This window comes from Mucilaginibacter sediminis (genome assembly GCF_051903035.1).
Classification (GTDB): domain Bacteria; phylum Bacteroidota; class Bacteroidia; order Sphingobacteriales; family Sphingobacteriaceae; genus Mucilaginibacter.
In genome coordinates this window covers 6,866,555-6,884,635 of sequence record NZ_CP170602.1, presented here as the reverse complement: position 1 = coordinate 6,884,635, position 18,081 = coordinate 6,866,555, and the positions used below count along the sequence as shown (strand labels likewise).

Annotated in this window: 18 protein-coding genes; 9 read left to right on the top strand and 9 right to left on the bottom strand. The window is 43.1% G+C overall.

What is annotated here, in order from left to right; translation table 11 throughout:
- Positions 1–132: 132 nt before the first annotated feature.
- Positions 133–495 (bottom strand): winged helix-turn-helix transcriptional regulator, encoded by a 363-nt coding sequence (locus ACFGVS_RS28690; RefSeq protein ID WP_090644288.1) that lies wholly within the window; start codon positions 493–495, stop codon positions 133–135.
- A 109-nt stretch (positions 496–604) separates the two neighbouring features.
- Here ACFGVS_RS28690 and ACFGVS_RS28685 point away from each other — a divergent pair, with 109 nt between their 5' ends.
- From ACFGVS_RS28685 to ACFGVS_RS28670, 4 genes are all read left to right on the top strand, one after another.
- Complete coding sequence (locus ACFGVS_RS28685; RefSeq protein WP_439696565.1) at positions 605–1,357, top strand: glucose 1-dehydrogenase; 753 nt, start codon at positions 605–607, stop codon at positions 1,355–1,357.
- Positions 1,358–1,418: 61 nt separating this feature from the next.
- Complete coding sequence (locus ACFGVS_RS28680; protein ID WP_439696564.1) at positions 1,419–2,042, top strand: NADPH-dependent F420 reductase; 624 nt, start codon at positions 1,419–1,421, stop codon at positions 2,040–2,042.
- A gap of 206 nt (positions 2,043–2,248) precedes the next feature.
- Positions 2,249–2,836, top strand: coding sequence for a Crp/Fnr family transcriptional regulator (locus tag ACFGVS_RS28675; protein ID WP_439696563.1), 588 nt, complete (start codon positions 2,249–2,251; stop codon positions 2,834–2,836).
- Positions 2,837–3,122: 286 nt separating this feature from the next.
- Positions 3,123–3,884, top strand: a complete 762-nt coding sequence (locus tag ACFGVS_RS28670) for an SDR family NAD(P)-dependent oxidoreductase (protein ID WP_439696562.1) — start codon at positions 3,123–3,125, stop codon at positions 3,882–3,884.
- A gap of 275 nt (positions 3,885–4,159) precedes the next feature.
- On the opposite strand, the gene ACFGVS_RS28665 is transcribed toward ACFGVS_RS28670, so the two are convergent.
- Entirely contained in the window at positions 4,160–4,444 is a 285-nt protein-coding gene (locus tag ACFGVS_RS28665; RefSeq protein ID WP_274209167.1) for a DUF6958 family protein, read from the bottom strand.
- 228 nt (positions 4,445–4,672) lie between these two features.
- Between ACFGVS_RS28665 and ACFGVS_RS28660 the strand changes: the two genes are divergently transcribed.
- The 4 genes from ACFGVS_RS28660 to ACFGVS_RS28645 all read left to right on the top strand — a co-directional run bounded on the left by ACFGVS_RS28660 (position 4,673) and on the right by ACFGVS_RS28645 (position 7,200).
- Entirely contained in the window at positions 4,673–5,242 is a 570-nt protein-coding gene (locus ACFGVS_RS28660) for a hypothetical protein (RefSeq protein WP_439696561.1), read from the top strand.
- Positions 5,243–5,288: 46 nt separating this feature from the next.
- On the top strand, positions 5,289–5,744 hold the full coding sequence (locus tag ACFGVS_RS28655) for a hypothetical protein (RefSeq protein ID WP_274209169.1): 456 nt from the start codon (positions 5,289–5,291) through the stop codon (positions 5,742–5,744).
- Between the two features lie 457 nt (positions 5,745–6,201).
- Entirely contained in the window at positions 6,202–6,627 is a 426-nt protein-coding gene (locus tag ACFGVS_RS28650) for a hypothetical protein (RefSeq protein ID WP_439696560.1), read from the top strand.
- A 12-nt stretch (positions 6,628–6,639) separates the two neighbouring features.
- On the top strand, positions 6,640–7,200 hold the full coding sequence (locus ACFGVS_RS28645; protein ID WP_143065416.1) for a group 1 truncated hemoglobin: 561 nt from the start codon (positions 6,640–6,642) through the stop codon (positions 7,198–7,200).
- A gap of 53 nt (positions 7,201–7,253) precedes the next feature.
- Here the strand turns inward: ACFGVS_RS28645 and ACFGVS_RS28640 are convergent, their stop codons facing one another.
- The 7 genes from ACFGVS_RS28640 to ACFGVS_RS28610 all read right to left on the bottom strand — a co-directional run bounded on the left by ACFGVS_RS28640 (position 7,254) and on the right by ACFGVS_RS28610 (position 14,036).
- Positions 7,254–7,610: a glycoside hydrolase gene (locus ACFGVS_RS28640; RefSeq protein WP_143065415.1), complete on the bottom strand. Its 357-nt coding sequence runs from the start codon at positions 7,608–7,610 to the stop codon at positions 7,254–7,256.
- Between the two features lie 520 nt (positions 7,611–8,130).
- Positions 8,131–8,820: a response regulator transcription factor gene (locus tag ACFGVS_RS28635; protein ID WP_147057003.1), complete on the bottom strand. Its 690-nt coding sequence runs from the start codon at positions 8,818–8,820 to the stop codon at positions 8,131–8,133.
- Positions 8,821–8,926: 106 nt separating this feature from the next.
- Positions 8,927–10,078, bottom strand: coding sequence for a redoxin domain-containing protein (locus ACFGVS_RS28630; RefSeq protein ID WP_439696559.1), 1,152 nt, complete (start codon positions 10,076–10,078; stop codon positions 8,927–8,929).
- 2 nt (positions 10,079–10,080) lie between these two features.
- Complete coding sequence (gene gatB, locus ACFGVS_RS28625) at positions 10,081–11,547, bottom strand: Asp-tRNA(Asn)/Glu-tRNA(Gln) amidotransferase subunit GatB (protein WP_439696558.1); 1,467 nt, start codon at positions 11,545–11,547, stop codon at positions 10,081–10,083.
- Positions 11,548–11,844: 297 nt separating this feature from the next.
- Positions 11,845–12,297, bottom strand: a complete 453-nt coding sequence (locus ACFGVS_RS28620; protein WP_439696557.1) for a pyridoxamine 5'-phosphate oxidase family protein — start codon at positions 12,295–12,297, stop codon at positions 11,845–11,847.
- Position 12,298: 1 nt separating this feature from the next.
- Entirely contained in the window at positions 12,299–12,847 is a 549-nt protein-coding gene (locus ACFGVS_RS28615; RefSeq protein WP_274209175.1) for a flavodoxin domain-containing protein, read from the bottom strand.
- 319 nt (positions 12,848–13,166) lie between these two features.
- Entirely contained in the window at positions 13,167–14,036 is an 870-nt protein-coding gene (locus ACFGVS_RS28610; protein ID WP_439696556.1) for an alpha/beta hydrolase, read from the bottom strand.
- Positions 14,037–14,366: 330 nt separating this feature from the next.
- Here ACFGVS_RS28610 and ACFGVS_RS28605 point away from each other — a divergent pair, with 330 nt between their 5' ends.
- The gene (locus ACFGVS_RS28605; protein WP_439696555.1) at positions 14,367–17,918 is read left to right on the top strand and encodes a chemotaxis protein CheB; all 3,552 of its coding nucleotides are present in this window, start codon (positions 14,367–14,369) and stop codon (positions 17,916–17,918) included.
- Positions 17,919–18,081 lie beyond the last annotated feature (163 nt).

Genomic DNA, 18,081 nt, shown 5'->3' with positions numbered 1-18,081 from the left:
CGCGTTTATGCAAGGTGATTAGGAGCCCTAAGGGTCCTCTCCGAGAGACCCTTAGGGGACGAAGGGGACGGCGAATCGACGAGATAATAGCAATCTTCCATTTTCCATTCAATGCCAGGTTTCAATTTTACACTATCCGGCATAAGTTACCCTATCAGTCTCTTTGGGTATTAAAGCTACTTCATATTTTAAATTCCATTCTTTGATGTGTTCTAAAATTGGCAAAAAAGCTAAGCCTTTTTCCGACAGCTTATATTCTACCCTGGGCGGCAGTTCCTTATAGGCCAATCTTTCCAATAGTCCGTCTTCTTCCAACTCTTTTAGTTGTTCGGTTAGTACTTTCCTTGAAATGAGTGGTATTATAGAATCCAGCTGACCAAAACGAATGGTACGGGTGCCAATTACATTTATAATTATCGGCTTCCATTTATTACCAATAGTGCCAATGGCTCTGGTAAATGGGCAATTCGAGTTGCAAAATCTTTCGTCCTTCATATCATTTAAAATTGTAGTTACCCAACGGTAACCAGAATACACTATCAATAGTTACAAAGATAAACTATTGGAGGTATCTTTGCGAAACAAATTTAAATAGAAATTAAAAATGAGTAGATTAAAAGATAAAGTAGCAGTTATTACAGGCGGTAATAGTGGCATTGGGTTTGGCATTGCGCAGGAATTTAAAAATGAAGGTGCCGCAGGAGCAATTGTAGGCCGAAACCAGGAAACTTTAGATAGTGCCGTGGCCCAGCTTGGAGATGATTTTATAGCCATAAATGCCGATGTAACCAACCTTGCCGACCTGGAAAGGGTGTTTGCAGTAACAGCCGAAAAATTTGGTAAAATAGACGTTATTGTAGCCAATGCAGGTGCCGGAACTGTAGGAACTGTAGAAACTTTTAGCGAAGCCGACTTTGATAAGGCAATTGACCTGAACCTGAAAAGTGTTTACTTCACTGTTCAGAAAGCATTGCCCTATATGAATGATGGAGGTTCTATTATTTTGATTGGGTCAAACGCGGCACATCGGGCGTATGCAAATTTTACGCTTTATGGCGCTGCAAAAGCGGCTGTAATCTACTTAGCAAAAGGATTTTCAAGCGACCTTTTAGATAGAAAGATCAGGGCAAATGTGATCACACCAGGCACAACAGATACACCCGCATTTGACAAGTTTGTTCCGGCAGAACAAATGGAAGCGGTAAAAAAACACTTTGCAGATCAAATGCCGATAGGCAGGATCGGGCAACCAGCTGACATTGGTAAAACAGCGGTTTTCCTGGCCTCCGACGATTCTTCGTTCATGCTTGGCGCCGAACTCCTTGTTGATGGCGGTATGACCTATTTGGCTAAGTAATTAACCTCACACCGGCACGGGGATGTACCCGTGCCATTAAATAATTATAATAATTTTCAAAATGAGTAAATCAGAAAATAAAGCAGCAAGCTACGCAATTATCGGCTTCGGCAAGATAGGCCAGGCCCTGGCTAAGGCATTTGCACGCAAGGGCATCAAAGTATCCGTTGCAACCACCCGCGACCCGGAAAGCTTTGCATCCGACGCGGCCGCAATCGGATCAGAGATCATTCCCGCAACACTGGCAGAAGCCGTTACGGCCGACGTCATCTTTTTGGCCGTGCGTTTTGAATCGCACCCGGATGTAGCGAAGGCGCTGCCCAACTGGCAGGGGAAAACCATCGTAGATGTGACCAATGCCTACGGTGTGCCCCCCGAGAAGCTGGGAGGACTGCCTTCCGGTAAGTTGGTGGCCCAGGCCTTCACCGGCGGAAAACTGGTTAAGGGCTTCAACCATTTGGGAGCTGCCATTCTTGGCCAGGATCCGGCCGTACATGGTGGCCGGAGAGTTGTGTTCCTGGCAAGCGACGATGACAGCGCAGCTACAGAGATTGGTGCGCTTGCGGAAAATCTCGGTTTCGCGCCGGTCAAGCTTGGAGGACTTTCGGAGGGCGGACTGCTTGTGCAGGCACACGGAAACACCTGGGGTAAACTCATATTTCAGGACCTTGTCAAGTTCAATTGATGAATAGTAGTCGCAAATTTCGATGCGATACCGCCTCGTCGACAAGGAAACCATAGTTTGATTAAATTGTCTTTTAAATCCCTGTTCCCTAAGGAAGCAGGGATTTTTTGGTGAGCATGAGCTTGTGGCAAATGCCACACTTCGTTATTTTTTTAATCTTTTATCAGGCGGCTTAAGTAAATTGCGCATAATTATATACTTGAACGATGTCTAATTTTGAAGCGTTTTTCGATTACATTCAGGAAATATCAGGCAAACTGCTTTCGGAGGATGATAAGCATTTGCTGATGGCCCATTTCAAACCAAAAAAACTTCGAAAACGGCAATACTTTTTACAGGAAGGAGATATATGCAAATATATCGGGTTTATTGTAAAAGGATCTGCCAGGACCTTTACGGTAGACGACAAAGGGCATGAACATATCCTGAAATTAGCTTTGGAAAACTGGTGGCTGGCCGATTTTGAAAGCTTTTACAAGCTAACCCCAAGTCGCTTTAATATTGAAGCGCTGGAGAACCTGGAGGTTCTGCAATCAACCAATGCTCAAATTGAGGAGTTTTTGAAGGATATACCTGCCTTTGCGGCGATGGCGAACGTAATCAGTCAAAATAACACCATTGCAAGCCAGAAAAGGATGCAGGCCGCAATGAGCTATACGGCTGAAGAACGTTACGAGGATTTGATTAGTAATTATCCGCAATTTCTACAGCGGTTCCCGCAAAACATGATCGCTTCTTACCTGGGTTTATCCCCGGAAACTTTGAGCAGGCTAAAGAAAAACTCTATTAAATAGAGCCTCGTCAATTTATCTCTCTGAATGCAAAAAAAGTGCTTGGCAATGGAATATAAGCCGTTGTAACCTGCCTGGCTTTCTGCTACTTTGTTTTCCTATTCTATCATAAGTCACTATTTTACAATTACTTATCAGGATAATGTGATTTAGGTCATCACCTTGAATTGACCTATATCAAGCCTATTTAATGATTCATGTCAACCCCCGGTTCGTTACAATAAAGCATCTTTGGATATGATTCAGAACGGAAAAATCGGGAAGAATCTGAATATATTAACATATAAAAATGATGAGTAAATTAAAAAACAAAGTAGCGGTAGTTACCGGTGCTTCAAAAGGAATAGGCGCATCTATTGCAAAACACTTCGCAGCAGCAGGCGCAAAAGTAGTTGTAAATTATGCCTCAAGTAAAGAAGGCGCAGATAAGGTGGTTAAGGAGATAACCGACAATGGAGGCTTAGCCATTGCAGTACAGGCCGATGTATCGAAACAAGCCGACGTAACCAGGTTGTTTAAAGAAACTGAGAATGCTTTCGGTACGCTGGACATTTTAGTAAACAATGCGGTATCTCAAGGATATGCGCCTATTGAACAAATTTCGGTAGAAGATTTCCACCAAAGCTTCAACGTGAATGTGTTAGGGCCAATATTGACTATCCAGGCAGCTTTGAAACTTTTCGGCGATAAGGGTGGTAACATTATCAATATCAGTTCGGGTGCAAGTAAATACCCTCTTCAAAATGCCTCATTGTACTCTTCAACTAAAGCGGCATTGGATGCCTTCACAATAGCTTTATCTAAGGAGTTGGGCATTAAAAAAGTTCGTATCAATTCTATTTTGCCGGGCGCTACAGCAACCGAAGGCGCAGCCAGCGCGGGCGTTACCGCCGGGAGTGAGTATGAAAAGATGTTTGTTGACAAAACACCACTTGGCCGCAGGGGCCAGCCCGAAGACATTGCGAAAGCTGCCGTTTTCCTTGCATCCGACGATGCAGCGTGGATTACGGGCGAGCAAATTTCCGTATCGGGTGGTATGTATGGTTTTTAACTTTATAACCCCAAAAAAATGAACGACAAAGCGACGGAATTATTAGTTGACGGCGGTTTCGCCACAACGAAAAAATAATTGTTTCAAAAGTATAAGTCTCTTTCAAATGCCTGCTTTCTTCCGGAAGCAGGGGTTTGTTGTTGATGCCAAGGGTACAGTGAATATTAACCCCGACTGTCAGATATCAAATAATGAGGAAAACATTTCGGTGCTGAACATTCAAAATTCAGTGTTTGATATTATGCTATGTTCACTTCTGTTTTCTATTGAGGGGTTTAGAGTTTATGAATGCTGTAAACCGGCGGCTTAGCCGTATCCCGTTTAATTATTTCACGCGCTTCAAGGTCCAGCTTCACGGTTTCGCCGTACCAGTGGGCATTACCGGCGAATGTGACATGCACCTTATCATGAAGGGCCTGCATCAGCTGGGTATGGGTGAGGCTTTGCTCCTGCAAAATTTGCAGGATGGCCGCTTTGATCACTTCATACTTTTCGGCCGAGATAATTTTGTTTTGTTTATCCTTATCGGGGTGTAAGGTTTGTATCCTGGCTTCTTTCATATTATCTGGTGATGTTATAGTTGTGCGGCATTAAATTCCATGACGATTAAAGTTAAAAAAAAACAGCATAATCTTAAGTTCGCCGTGTAAATTACCTGGGTACAGGGAAACTACAACGCAGGCGGTTATCCAACATTACACAGTTGGCCATTAATAAGCGCACAGTATTTCATAATCCAACATAAAACCTATATTTGACTGCAGCACTGTACTTATAGCCTTAACACCATGAAACAAAAAAATATTTTTTATTTAGCAACCGCTCTTGTTATCGGGTTACTTGCTTTTAAAATAGCAGACAGTACCCTGTTTGAATTTGCTTACCCCAAAAGAAACGGAACCACATTTACACTGGCAAGCAGCCGGTTTAAAAAATTCAAAAAAGAATGGCGCGGTACCGATTACTACTATTACGCAGAACAGGACGGTTTTATTTGTTCTGTTTTATATTACAAACTTAATGACGATGAAAAATTGCAACTGGTTGATGCGCTAAAAGTGGCCATTGGCGGCCCCGATATCAGCCCGGCCTATCCATTTGCTTATTTTTCAAACTACTCCAAACTAAAACCCATGGAGCGCAATAATGAGGACTGGGGTGCCCCAACCGACGATTTCATGTACCGGCAAAATAATGTGGTGATGGATGGTGCCAACTTTGCACAAAAAAATATGTATGGCTATGCCATGTTAGGTAAAGATCTGTTTGTAAATGTACACCTGTCAAAAGTAGCCTGCAGTAGCGCCGATTCGGTAGAGATGAGGGCGATTTTAACATCGCTGACCGTAAGGAAATAAACTACCTTAACGTATAAGAACCAACGATCTTAACCATTAAAGTTTAATGAAATATCTATTAGCGATATTCTTCGTCTCCTCTTTTGCCAACTTTTGTGCTGGCCAGCAATTGGGTACAAAGGCCGAAAACACCTTAAAACAAGCCAGATTTATTGATTTATATAAAATGCAGCGCAATACGCATGATTGCCTCGATTCAAAAAGCCCACCAATTATTGCCAACAATAAGGTTGATTCCTGTTTTCATAAGATCAAAAAACTAAGCGTTGCCGACATAAATACGCTGACGGAAATTTTGCTGAGCAAGCACTCCTATCAAAAGACCCGCTTTGAAGATTGCTTTACATCAGAATTTGGCGTAGTTATATTTAATGAAAAACATGTAATAACGGGTTTCATAACCTTTTGTTTAGGCTGCAACAACCTGGATATGAGCAACACTAATAAAATGTTGACGGTAACGGATAATGCAAAAATAAGATTACGAAAAATAATTCATTGATCGTATTAGCGGGCCGTTAAGTCCGTTATTAACTTAAGAAAACAAACACCACCTCAAACAAGCGCATTAAGAACAAATTGGTTATTGGCCGCGCTTAAGCACCTATGAACAAATGGCCCGGCCGAAGGCAATTATCAGCGGCAGATCAGCAGCTTGGAATTAAGGCGTTTCTGCACTTTATTTCACCTTCATTATAGAAGCGATTAATAAATTTATCGCTAAAAACTAATCTTCACAGCTACCTAATTGGCCCCTGTAAAAATACGCAGCTACCATTCTCCCTTTTTTAAGCCACTTTCCCAAACATCTTTTTACCACTATTCAGAGTACTCTAAATTAAAGTAGGTTATTTATCGACATGTAAAAACCGGGAGAATTAAAGCACCGTATTTCATAATAGAAATGTAAAATTTCGCAACAAACATAATTAAGATATTAAAATCAAAAGCCTATCCTCATGAAAAAAAATACAGTAAAAAAAATCGTGCTTTACGGTTTATCAACTTTCGTGTTCTTGTTTTTTGTATTGGCCATTCACATTTATTTTGTTTATCGGCCGGCACCCGATGCCTATACCAAAGTAATGGCCCGCATTGATATTAAGCAGCCCATAACAACCAGGGATGCCAATAACATTGCCGCCTGGATGTACAAGCAAAAGGGAATTGACCACGTAATGGTTAACCCCGAATCGAACACCGTTATTTTCACTTTTTTCCCGGTTAAAACCAATGGCACACAGGTAGTTGATAACCTAAAAAAAGCCCTTGACCTAAAAGCCGATCGCTACATGCCCGATGCCCAAAGCTTAAAAAGCGGCTGCCCGGTTGCCAAATCATCATACACCTATAAAATTTACAAGCTAATAACCCAGGTAATCTAATCTTTAAAAAACATGAAAAAACTACTAAACACTTCAACGTTAATCGCGCTATCCGTTAGCGCTATGTTCGCTCTGCAGGCTTGCAGCAGTAATTCGTCGGTAACACCGGTAAAAGCTACTTTATATGATTCGTTAGGCGGATCGGTAATGGTATCGGACCCGGCAAAACCAGGTACCACCATCGAAAAAGGGCGCTTAGGTATCCGCTCGGTTATAGATAGCACCATATTTGTTATTGCCGGCGATAGCAGGATAAACGGCCATTTTACCGTGCTGCTATCCGAAGTAACCAAAGGCAACCTATCGGGCTTTACCGAATTGAGCGGCAACCTGACTACTTTTGTAGCTGTTGCCACAGGCGCAAAAAACTTCACTTACACAGGCGACAATATGGTTGATGCCCACGACCCGGCAAAAAATCCACGTATGAACGGCAAAGCCACTGCTGCTGATTTTGACGCCTTTGTTGACGATGTTGTTAAAGGCGCTAATAAAAATAAACTGCCATCAAACTTAATAGGCTCACTGGGCAAAATTATTGTGAGCTTAAAAGCACAGGTAGTACAACAATAGTTTTTTTTCGATCAGAGGGGGGTGAAGGTCCGCGGGGTAACTTGCGGGCCTTTTTAGTTAACCCTTTTTAAAGTAGCCGCCAAATGCTGCCCTTCGTACACAAAATGCAGGGCAATGCTATCGGCATACAGTTTTCCGGTATGCGGGGCGTTGCCATTAGGCACAGGCACGTTAAACGAAAAATCGTCGCCGTTTATCATGCCATCGGTAATATTTACCTCACCGGCCGGGGTTAGTGCGGTGCCGGTAAGTTTGCCGCTATCCACTTTAAAATTGTACCCGAGCTGAAAGGGCTTGTTCCCAGGCAATGTAACCGGCCCTGCCCATTTGCCTGTAAGGCTGTTTATTGCAGCGAAACAAACGCTAAGTATCAGCACAAATGCTATGGTTATGCAGGCTATTTTTTTCATCGGGAGAAATTTTGTTAACTGGTATACAAATTTCGGGCGATTTAGTTTTATTTGATTTGGCGATTGGCTTGTAACGCTATTTTTCTGACCCGGGATTCGTCGGATTTATCAGATTTTTTGGATTTGATTTGCAGGGCGATGAATTGATTGCCGGGCAATTTTTGCGGCATACGCCGTTTTAGCTGAACGTTGACTTTCATCGCTATATTTCTGAAACGGGATTAAGCAGATTAGCCAGATTATTTGGATTTTATTGCATGGATTGATAAAGACATTTACTAATCCAAAATGACCGCATGCAAATCAAATCCAAGTAATCCCAAAAAATCTGCTTAATCCGAGTTCAGACAATAGCGTTAGGGACAAAAGTGGATACCGGCCCGCGCCTAATGCCCCTGTGCGCGTATGAACGGATGGCCCGGCCGCAGGCAACGCCCAAAAAAACAAAGCTTCGATTTTCTTTAAGAAAATCAAAGCTTCAAATATGCTAATCAAAAATTCCCCCTTCAGGGTTAGGGGCTTACGCTTCAAACTTATACCCTACACCTTTAACGGTTGCAACTACCTCATCACCAAGTTTTTCGCGCAGTTTGCGAATGTGAACGTCGATGGTGCGGTTGGTTACCACTACCGAGTCTTCCCAGATGTTTTTCAGGATTACCTCGCGGGTGTAAACTTTGCCGGGTTTTGAGGCCAGCAGGTATAGTAGTTCAAACTCTTTTTTGGCCAAAACCACTTTTACACCTTTTTGGTAAACCAGGTAGGCTTCGCGGTCGATAACCAGGTCGCCAATTTCAAGTTTGTTGTCAGGTGTTTCTTCGGTTGGCGAGTTGCGGCGCAAAATGGCGTTTATACGGCTTACCAGGGCACGGGGCTTTATCGGTTTAGCTATATAATCATCGGCGCCTACGTTAAAGCCTGCAATTTCTGAGTATTCTTCGCTGCGGGCGGTTAAAAACACCATAAAGGTATTTTTAAATTCGGGCATGGTACGCATAATGCGGCAAGCCTCGATGCCATCCATTTTAGGCATCATAATGTCAAGTACAATAAGATCAGGTAGTGATTTCTTGGCCTCGGCTACGGCTTCCTGGCCATTGCGGGCCAAAAACACCTGGTAGCCTTCTTTTTTAAGGTTGTATTCTATCAACTCTAAAATATCCGGTTCATCATCAACAATAAGAATTTTCTGTTTTGGAGAGCTGCTCATGATGCGTTAATTTTTTTGTATAAAAGTATACACTTTACAACACCACAAAGTTACCCAAATATTAACAAATTGTTAATGGTTACCTTTTCTTAACGATAAATTGAACCTATTTGAACGTTTTGGTTAAAAAAGCTTCCAAATCGGCGCCGGTAATATTTTTGGCAACGATGTTTCCGGCCGGGTCGATGATGAAATTTGAGGGGATAGCCTCGATATTGTACAACCTTTCTGTGGGCCCTTCAAAGCTGTTTAAATCCGATGCGTGAGCCCACTCCAGCTTATCATCACTAATAGCTTTTTGCCATGCAGCCTTATCATTATCTAAGGATACGCCTAAAATATTAAAGCCTTTTGAATGGAATGCGGCATATTGTTTAACCACGTTTGGGTTTTCCTGGCGGCAAGGCGCGCACCATGATGCCCAAAAATCAATCATTACATATTTGCCTTTATAGTCGGCCAGGCTAACCTGTTTACCATCTATACTGGTAGTGGTAAAATCGGGTGCTTTATGACCAATGGATACCGGCTTAATTTTATTCATCTGTTTGACGAACGACTGCACCGCCGGGTTATCTTTAAAATTATCTTTAATATCATCGGCATAGGCCACCAGTTGCGGTTCAAACTTATAAACATCTAATGATGTTGCGCCATAAAAGGCCGCCAGCGACGATTTGTTATCATTTACAAACTTTAAAACAGCAGCGCCATAATCGGCCACATTTTTTTGGAAGGTAGGCATATAAACTTTCAGCAATGAATCTGATTGTTTGCCCAGGGCCTGTGATTTTTCCTGGTACTCGGCCACAAGCTTTGAATTTTTCTCACCGTAAAAATTACTGATCTTGTTAAACTCTTTTATCTTGTCCGAATCGTCAGAGCCTTTGATAGTATAGACATGTGAAGCGTCTTTACTGTCGGTTTCAAAATCAATATCATCGCCGTTTTTCGCAATCAGGTCGTACACATTGTTTGCTGCCGCCGATTGATCGCCGCCGCCCGCGCCGCCTATCCGCAGCTTATATAAATTGGCATAAGGCGCCACGTGTTTGAATTGGAATTTGCCATCTTCGCTCAACGTGGTTGAGTCTACCACTTTAAGCTGGCTGCTATCGGCCTCAATTAAATAAACCAGCTTTAAACTGCCGGGGTTTTTAATGGTACCGTTAATGGTAAACTGCGAATTATCTTTACATGAATAAACAAATGCAGTTAAACACAGCAAACTGTAAACTGCCAGATTTTTTAATTTCATTACTACTTTACTTCTAATTCCTTGATCAATAACTGGTTTGTTTTCTGCGGATCGATTTTACCTTTCGATAGCTTCATAATCTCGCCCATAAATAAGCCCAACACACCTTTTTTTCCTTTTTGGTACTCTTTTACCTTATCCGGAAACTTGGCAATGGCGGCCTTTATAAACTGGTTTACATCTTCATTATCCGCGCTGATTAACAGGTTAAGCTCCTTAGCCAGTTCATCGGCATTTTTGCCCGGTTCTTTAATCATGGCGGGGAATAACTTGTGCGAAGCTACAGAATTATTTATCACGCCCGCGTCAATTAGTTTGATGAGGCCGGCAAGGTTGGCCGGGGTAACAGCAAAGTTACCAATGGCCACGTCATGATCATTCAGGTATGATTTTACCGCGCCCATAATCCAGTTGGCGGCGGCTTTATAATGGTCGGTAGCTTTTATCAGCTCTTCAAAATAATGGGCCACATCTTTATCGGCAGTAATAACCGAAGCATCATAAGGCGACAAGCCCAATTCAAGGTATTTATGGTAAAGCTGGCTGGGCAGTGCCGGCAAACTTTTGCGGATGTTATCAACGTATTGCTCGGTAAGCGCCAACGGCATTAAATCCGGCTCAGGGAAATAGCGGTAATCATTAGCCATCTCCTTGCTGCGCAATACCGATGTTTCGCCGGTATCGGCATTAAAGTTAAGCGTGTTTTGGTCAATATGGCCGCCGGCTTCAATCACAGCTACCTGGCGGGCAAACTCGTGCTCAATGGCACGCTGCACGTTACGGATAGAGTTGAGGTTTTTTACCTCACAACGGTTACCATATTCGGTAGCGCCACGCAGGCGAACGGATATATTGGCATCGCAACGCATGCTGCCCTCTTCCATGTTACCATCACAAATATCAAGGTAACGCAGTATTTTCCGGGTTTCGGTCAAAAACTGGCCGGCCTCTTCGGCGCTGCGCATATCGGGCTGGGTAACAATTTCCAGCAGGGGCACACCGGCACGGTTTAGGTCGATAAGCGAATCAGCATGGTGCTGGTCGTGCATACTTTTGCCGGCATCCTCTTCCATGTGGATGTGGTGGATGGCTAAGTTTTTCTCGGTGCCATCGGCCAGTTTTACAAGTACATAACCACCCAGGCATATAGGGGCATGATCCTGCGTTATCTGGTAACCTTTGGGCAAATCGGCGTAGAAATAATTTTTACGGGCGAAACTGTTATTCAGGTTGATAGTGCAGTTACAGGCCAGGCCCATTTTCACCGCATACTCCACCGCGCGTTTATTTAAAAAAGGCAAAGTACCGGGGTGCCCCAAAGATATGGCACTGACGTGCTGATTAGGCCCGGCACCAAAAGCGGCAGAATCGGCCGAGAAAACCTTACTTAAAGTGGATAGCTGGGCATGTACCTCAAGGCCTACAACCAATTCGTACTTTTCACCTATCCCGTTTGCGAGAACTGTCATAAAAATAAATTCAGCTGTGATTTGCTGATTGTAAGGTCAAATATATAAAAGTTAATACAGTATAGGTAAGTTTTGGGGTTTAATAGGGGCTAAAAAATATTAAGCAGGTGTGATTGGTAGGGATTTTAGTTCATGGATCATGGTTGATGGTTCATAGGCTAAAACCATATCCGGGGTCTGTGAGGACAAAGACCTATGTTCCACATCCACCGTTTGTGTCCTCGCAGGCGATTATTTCGAGGAAACCTCATGACATATCTGAAGACGACTGTTGGGACACCAAACTGTGCAGCCGCATCAACTTCGTTCAAACCGGCCGGTTTTATTAACCAGCACAATTTTGTATAAAATGAGGTCGAGTTTGGTGCCGATATCCTCTTCTTTTTCTGCTAAACCGTGGGAAGGATGATGTGCCGCTTTTTCGGCAAAAGGCATCAAGCGGTGGGTAATAGCCATCATGGCCTGCTCCTTTTCTGTAATATCGGTAATCTCTTCAAACCGTCCCCAGGCAATCACGCTTTGCCAGTTAAAAATGGTTTTTATGTCGTCGACCTGGAAACATACGCGCGGGTTCTTGCGCATTATCTCCATCTTTTTACCCATTGTACTGTGCCCAATGACCTGTTTTCCATCGTAAACATAATTCACCGGCACAATGTAGGGCACACCGGCATCTGTACACGCTATGCGCCCGGTTACCTGCCTTTTAAGCAGTGCTTCAATCTGCGTCTCGTTCAGTTTGCCCAACATTTCAGTGCGTCCCGTTTGCGTTAGGCATCGCCGCCCCTTTCAATTCACATTCCAGGCCTACCGCCAAAATCAGGCTCCGCAAATTTTTCTTATCCATATGGTCAAACCCATGGTTCATAACAGCTTTCTTTTGGGGATCTTTTTGCAGCATAGCCCCAATTTTTAAAACAAAGCGATCTTTCCACGACAGTCTGGAAACAGCGCACCGCCCGGGCAGAAAGAATATCCCCTTCGTTTTCATAACCTCGGGTTCCAGGTTCGTCTGCAGCAACTTTTGCTGCTCCGCCTTATCTTCGGCCGATGTGCCGCACACAATAAATAAAAACAGCTTCTTCCCTGCCAGTAAGTCAGGGTTCCGTTTCAGCCATCGTCCAATGGTTAATTTACCAACGTAAACAGAACTACCCAAAATCACCAGGTCATAACCGGCAAGTATGGTGGGCGTAACCTCGTCTGCTTTCAAAAATGGCATGTGCAGCGCACCGGCCAGCCATTGCGCATACTGCTCTGTTGCCCCGTATTTACCCTGATATATAATAATTCCATTCATGGCTTCTCCTGGTTTTTATTTCGGCAATTTAGGTAAGCCCATCTTTGCAGAAAATGACCAGTGTCACCGGAATAGCTGATGGACATCATCTAGTATCAGGTAGCGAGTATCAGGTATCAAGATAGCTGCATAAAAAAGTATCAAGTCGCAAGTATCAAGTATCAAGACAGCTGCGGTAATACATCCAGCCATAAACCTATGTCACGAGCGCAGCAATCGGGAACTGTGCAAGCCAGTCATTAGGTCACCAAAATCATATAGTAATGCCCCTTACCCCGAAGAACACTACTAACCGATACTCTCCGCTCAAAAAATCTTATTACTTGATACTACTCATTACTTTTTGAAAGAAAAGGAACTGGTAGGATACGGCGTTGCTCCAGTAGGGCCATTCGTGTTTGCCGGGGCGTTCGGTATATTCGTGGGGTGTTCCGTTGGCTAATAAAAGCTGGTGCAGTTCGCGGTTGGGTTTAATCATGATGTCGTCAAACCCGCAATCAAAAATCAGCTTTACATCGTTGACTTTCATTTTATCGGCCAGCCCCACGGCAGAATATTCGCGGTATGGATTCGCGGTATCTTTTGGCGGGCCAAGCAAATGTTCGAAATTTTTATTGCGCAATTGGGCAAATTCTGCCGGAACGTTCCAGGTGGCGGTATTAATGTTCATTACGCCGCTCATGCTGCCGGCGGCGCAGTATAATTCGGGGTGGCGTGCCGACAGGTACATGGCGCCGTGCCCCCCCATAGACAGGCCGGCGATGACCCTCCCCTTCCTATCTTTTATAGTGCGGTAGGTGCCGTCTATTTTTTCTACCAGTTCTTTGGTTATAAAGGTTTCGTACTGGCTGCTTTTATCCAGGGGACTATCAAAATAATAGCTCATTAGCCCGGCATCGGGGGTAACTATGATAAAATTATACTGGTCGGCAAGTTTGTGCAGCAGCAGCTTATCGTCGGTTTTTGATAGCCAGTCGCGGTAATTGCCCTGGCCGCCGTGCAGCAGGTAAATCACCGGGTAGTTTTGTTGCGTGGTTTTGTATGACTGGGGCAGCACCACAGCAGCTTTAATGTTTTTTTGCATAACCTGGCTTTGTATATCCAGCGTATCTACGCCGGCAGCAAAACTGTTAAAACAGCCAAACATTACGCAGACAATCATAATAGAAAACAACACATATTTTTTCATAGCTGAACCTGTTAAAGGCTGATTTTTTGATAATTTAGAACAAGCCCTCTCCCACCTGTTCCCGGTTATATTGAATTAACGGCTCCTGTTGCCCGATGCGTAAATATAAAACAATGATAACCAAATGCAATTTACATTTACCTGATACTTTTCTCAAGCATCTTGCCGACTGACACTAAAAAGCCGGCCGTATTTCTTATTAGGAAAAAGCATTTTCATGTTTATGGCCCACAATCTTGTTAATGTTAAATTTAATCGTAACTTTAATGATACTTTTACTTTCCCTTCATCAGATTTTTTGAAAATCCTAAAGCGTTTTAATTTCCTTTTATGCTCGCAGCTGATCCCCATCATATCATTGCCATTGGCGCATCTGCCGGCGGTATGGATGAAATTAATTCCTTTTTTGATCATACCCCTTTAGATGGGGTTTCGTATGTAATTATCCAACACCTATCGCCCGATTTTAAAAGCCGGATGGTTGAGTTATTGGCCAGGCATAGCAAGCTTGTTGTAAAAGAAGCCCAGGATGGCGCTACTGTAAAAAGCAACGAGGTATACCTTATCCCCCATGACCAGTTTATGACCATAACAGGCGGTACGCTGGCTTTAACCAATAAAGGCCAGCACCCGGGCCTGCACCTTACCATTGATGTTTTTTTTAATTCGCTGGCCGAAAACAGCGGCAGTAAAGCCATAGGGGTAATACTATCGGGCTTAGGGCGCGATGGTACCGAAGGCGTTAAAGCCATTAAAAAAGCCGGCGGAATGGTGATGGCCCGCAACCCCGAAACATCGCTTTTTGGCAGCATGCCATCGCATGCCATTGCTACCGGCATAGTCGATTTTATTTTAGAACCCGAGCTAATGCCGGCTGCCATTGAAGAATACGTGAAACATGAACAGGAATTATTGGCCGATGAGCAGGAGGACGAAAAAACCCTCACCGAAATTATAGCCTTGATTAAGGAAAAATCGCCGCTTGATTTTTCGGATTATAAACTAAGCACCATCCTGAGGCGCACCAAAAGGCGCGCATCAAACAATAATTATACATCACTTGCCAGCTACCTTGATTTTTTAAAAACCTCGCCCGACGAGGTAGAAGCATTGGGTAAGGATTTCCTGATCAGCGTAACTTCTTTTTTCAGGGATAACGAGGCATTCGAGTTTATAACCAATGATATACTGCCTGATTTATTGGGAAAGCTTGCCGTAGGCGAAGAACTGAAAATGTGGATAGCCGGCTGCGCTACAGGCGAAGAGGTTTACTCGATGGCCATATTAATTGCCGAACACCTGCACGGCAATTTTGCAAACGTAGCAGTAAAGCTATTTGCAACCGACATTGACAGCCTTGCCCTGGCCCACGCCGCTAAAGGCATTTATAACCATGCGATAAAAAAAGATGTATCGGCAGAACGGCTACAGAAATATTTTATAAGAGAGAAAGCAGGTTACCGCATTATCCCCTCTATTCGCAAAATGGTAATTTTTGCCCAGCACGACCTGGTAAAAAACCCACCGTATTGCAATATGCACCTGATTACCTGCCGCAACCTGCTCATTTACATGACCCCGGTATTGCAAAAGAAAATTTACACCATGTTGTTGTTCGGGTTAAAAATTAATGGCTACCTGTTTTTAGGATCGAGCGAAAGCCCGATGCCCATTATTAAAGACCTGGAAGTGGTAAATAAAAAATGGAAAATATATAAAAACCTTAAAGCCAAACGGGGGGTTAGTTTCGATGCGTTTTCGCTGCCCGAATTATTAGATATTAAACGCACACCCGCAAAGTTTTTGCCCGAAGATACCGGTAATGCCAACAACGTGCTATCAGATCACATGCACACCTTGCTGGCCCAAAATATAGGCTACCTGGCCGTTTGCATTAATGAAGCTAATAGTGTGATAAAATCATACGGCGATACCTCCAGGTTTTTGTTACAGCAAAACTTTAATTTAAACCTTGCCGAACTATTACCAAAACCACTTGCTATAGCATTTAACGCTTTAAAAATTGATGCCTTAAAAACAAAAGAAAAGGTGAGTGTTAGCGGTGTAAAAATTAAATACGGCAAAAAAATAATTAAAGTAAACCTGTCAGTTATTCCGCTGATACCCAAAAAAGGAGATCAAACCCTGTTGCTGGTAACGTTTATGCAGGAGGCCAAGGTAACCGCTGCCACAACAGACGAAAAAATATTTGACGAAAAAATTTATCACGACAAATACACCACCAACCTGGAAGAAGAATTAAAGGAACTGAAGTTTAAGCTTAACTCTGCTTACGAAAGGCTGGATGCATCAAACGAAAACATGCAATCGTTTAATGAGGAGCTGATATCGGCCAATGAAGAAATGCAGAGTACTAACGAAGAAATGGAATCAGTGAACGAAGAGTTGCATACCATTAATTCGGACTACCAGTTAAAAAACAAAGAACTGCTGGAAACCAACGATGACCTGAACAATTATTTCAGGAGCAATATTAACGGCCAGCTGTTTATTAATAACGATTTGCAGCTGATGAAATTTTCGCCGGGTACGGTAAAGCAGATTAATTTGTTAGAAACCGACATAGGGCGGCCGTTGAGCAATATATCAACCAATATTAAATTTGAAACCATTATTGACGATATTAAAAAAGTACTTCACGATGGCAGCGTAATCACCAAAGAAATTGAAACCAATAATGGCAAATGGTACCAGATTATGACCATGCCCTACGTACAGCAATCTGACAATAAGCGCAATGGCGCTATCATTACCTTTAATGATATTACCGAATTAAAAGACATTCAGCAGGAATTAAATATCAGCAACAACATGCTGGGAATGGCCATAGACTCTACCGAGATGGGTACCTGGACCATAGATATTAAAACCCGTAAGTTTACCCCATCTGCCCGCCTTAAAACCATGTTTGGTTTTTATCCAACCGAGGATATGACCTATGAAGATGCCATAGCGCAGGTTGTTGAAAAATACCGGCACGTAGTAACCGAAGCGGTGGAAACCGCCATTAGCACCGGCGCCAAATGTGATGTAGAATATCCGCTGCATGGATTTCGTGACAAAAAGCTGCGATGGGTACGGGGCATTGGTAATCTTGCACTGGATAAAGATGGCAAACCAACCTATTTTACAGGCCTTTTGCTTGATATAACCTTATTTAAGCTGGACGAACTCAGGAAAAACGATTTTATTGCCATGGCAAGCCACGAATTGAAAACGCCGCTTACCGCAATACAGGGATATGTGCAATTATTAAATTTAAAGGCAAAAAAAGCCAGTGATGATTTTGCAGTTACCTACCTTGTTAAAGCCAATAACCAGGTAAAAAAGATGACCACCCTGATTAATGGTTTTTTAAATGCATCGAGTTTTGAAGCCGGCAAAATTTATTTGAACGAGGAAACCTTCGAAATGAATACCTTATTGGACGAGGTTGTTGAAGAGCTGCTTTTAACAACCAATAGCCACCAGGTTAGCGTGCTGCCCGGCCCTGTTATGTCAATTAAAGCAGATAGAGATAAAATAGGCCAGGTGATCAGTAATTTTTTGAGCAATGCGATAAAATATTCGCCCAAGGGCGGCAATATTAAGCTGCAATGCATGCAAGCCGATAATATGTTACAGGTTAGCGTTGAAGATGAAGGGATAGGTATTAACCCCGAGGAACAGGAAAAGCTTTTTGACCGTTATTACCGTATCGAAAGTGCACATACTACCAGTATCTCGGGCTTTGGGCTTGGCCTCTACCTATCGGCCGAAATTATCCACCGACATAAAGGCAAAGTATGGTCAGAGAGTGTATTAGGCAAAGGATCTACTTTTTACTTTAGCCTGCCGTTAGCAGTACCATCGCTAAATTAAACCGGTATTTAACACGATAAAAAGCTAGTTACTCTTCAATTAAAGCTTACAAAACATATCAGGTTTTAGATGCGCAAGGTTTTCTTTTATCAGGCTTAACAACGGAACAATATCGTGCATATGGCTGATTTCCATCGACGTAAACGAAAAACTCAAAACGTTC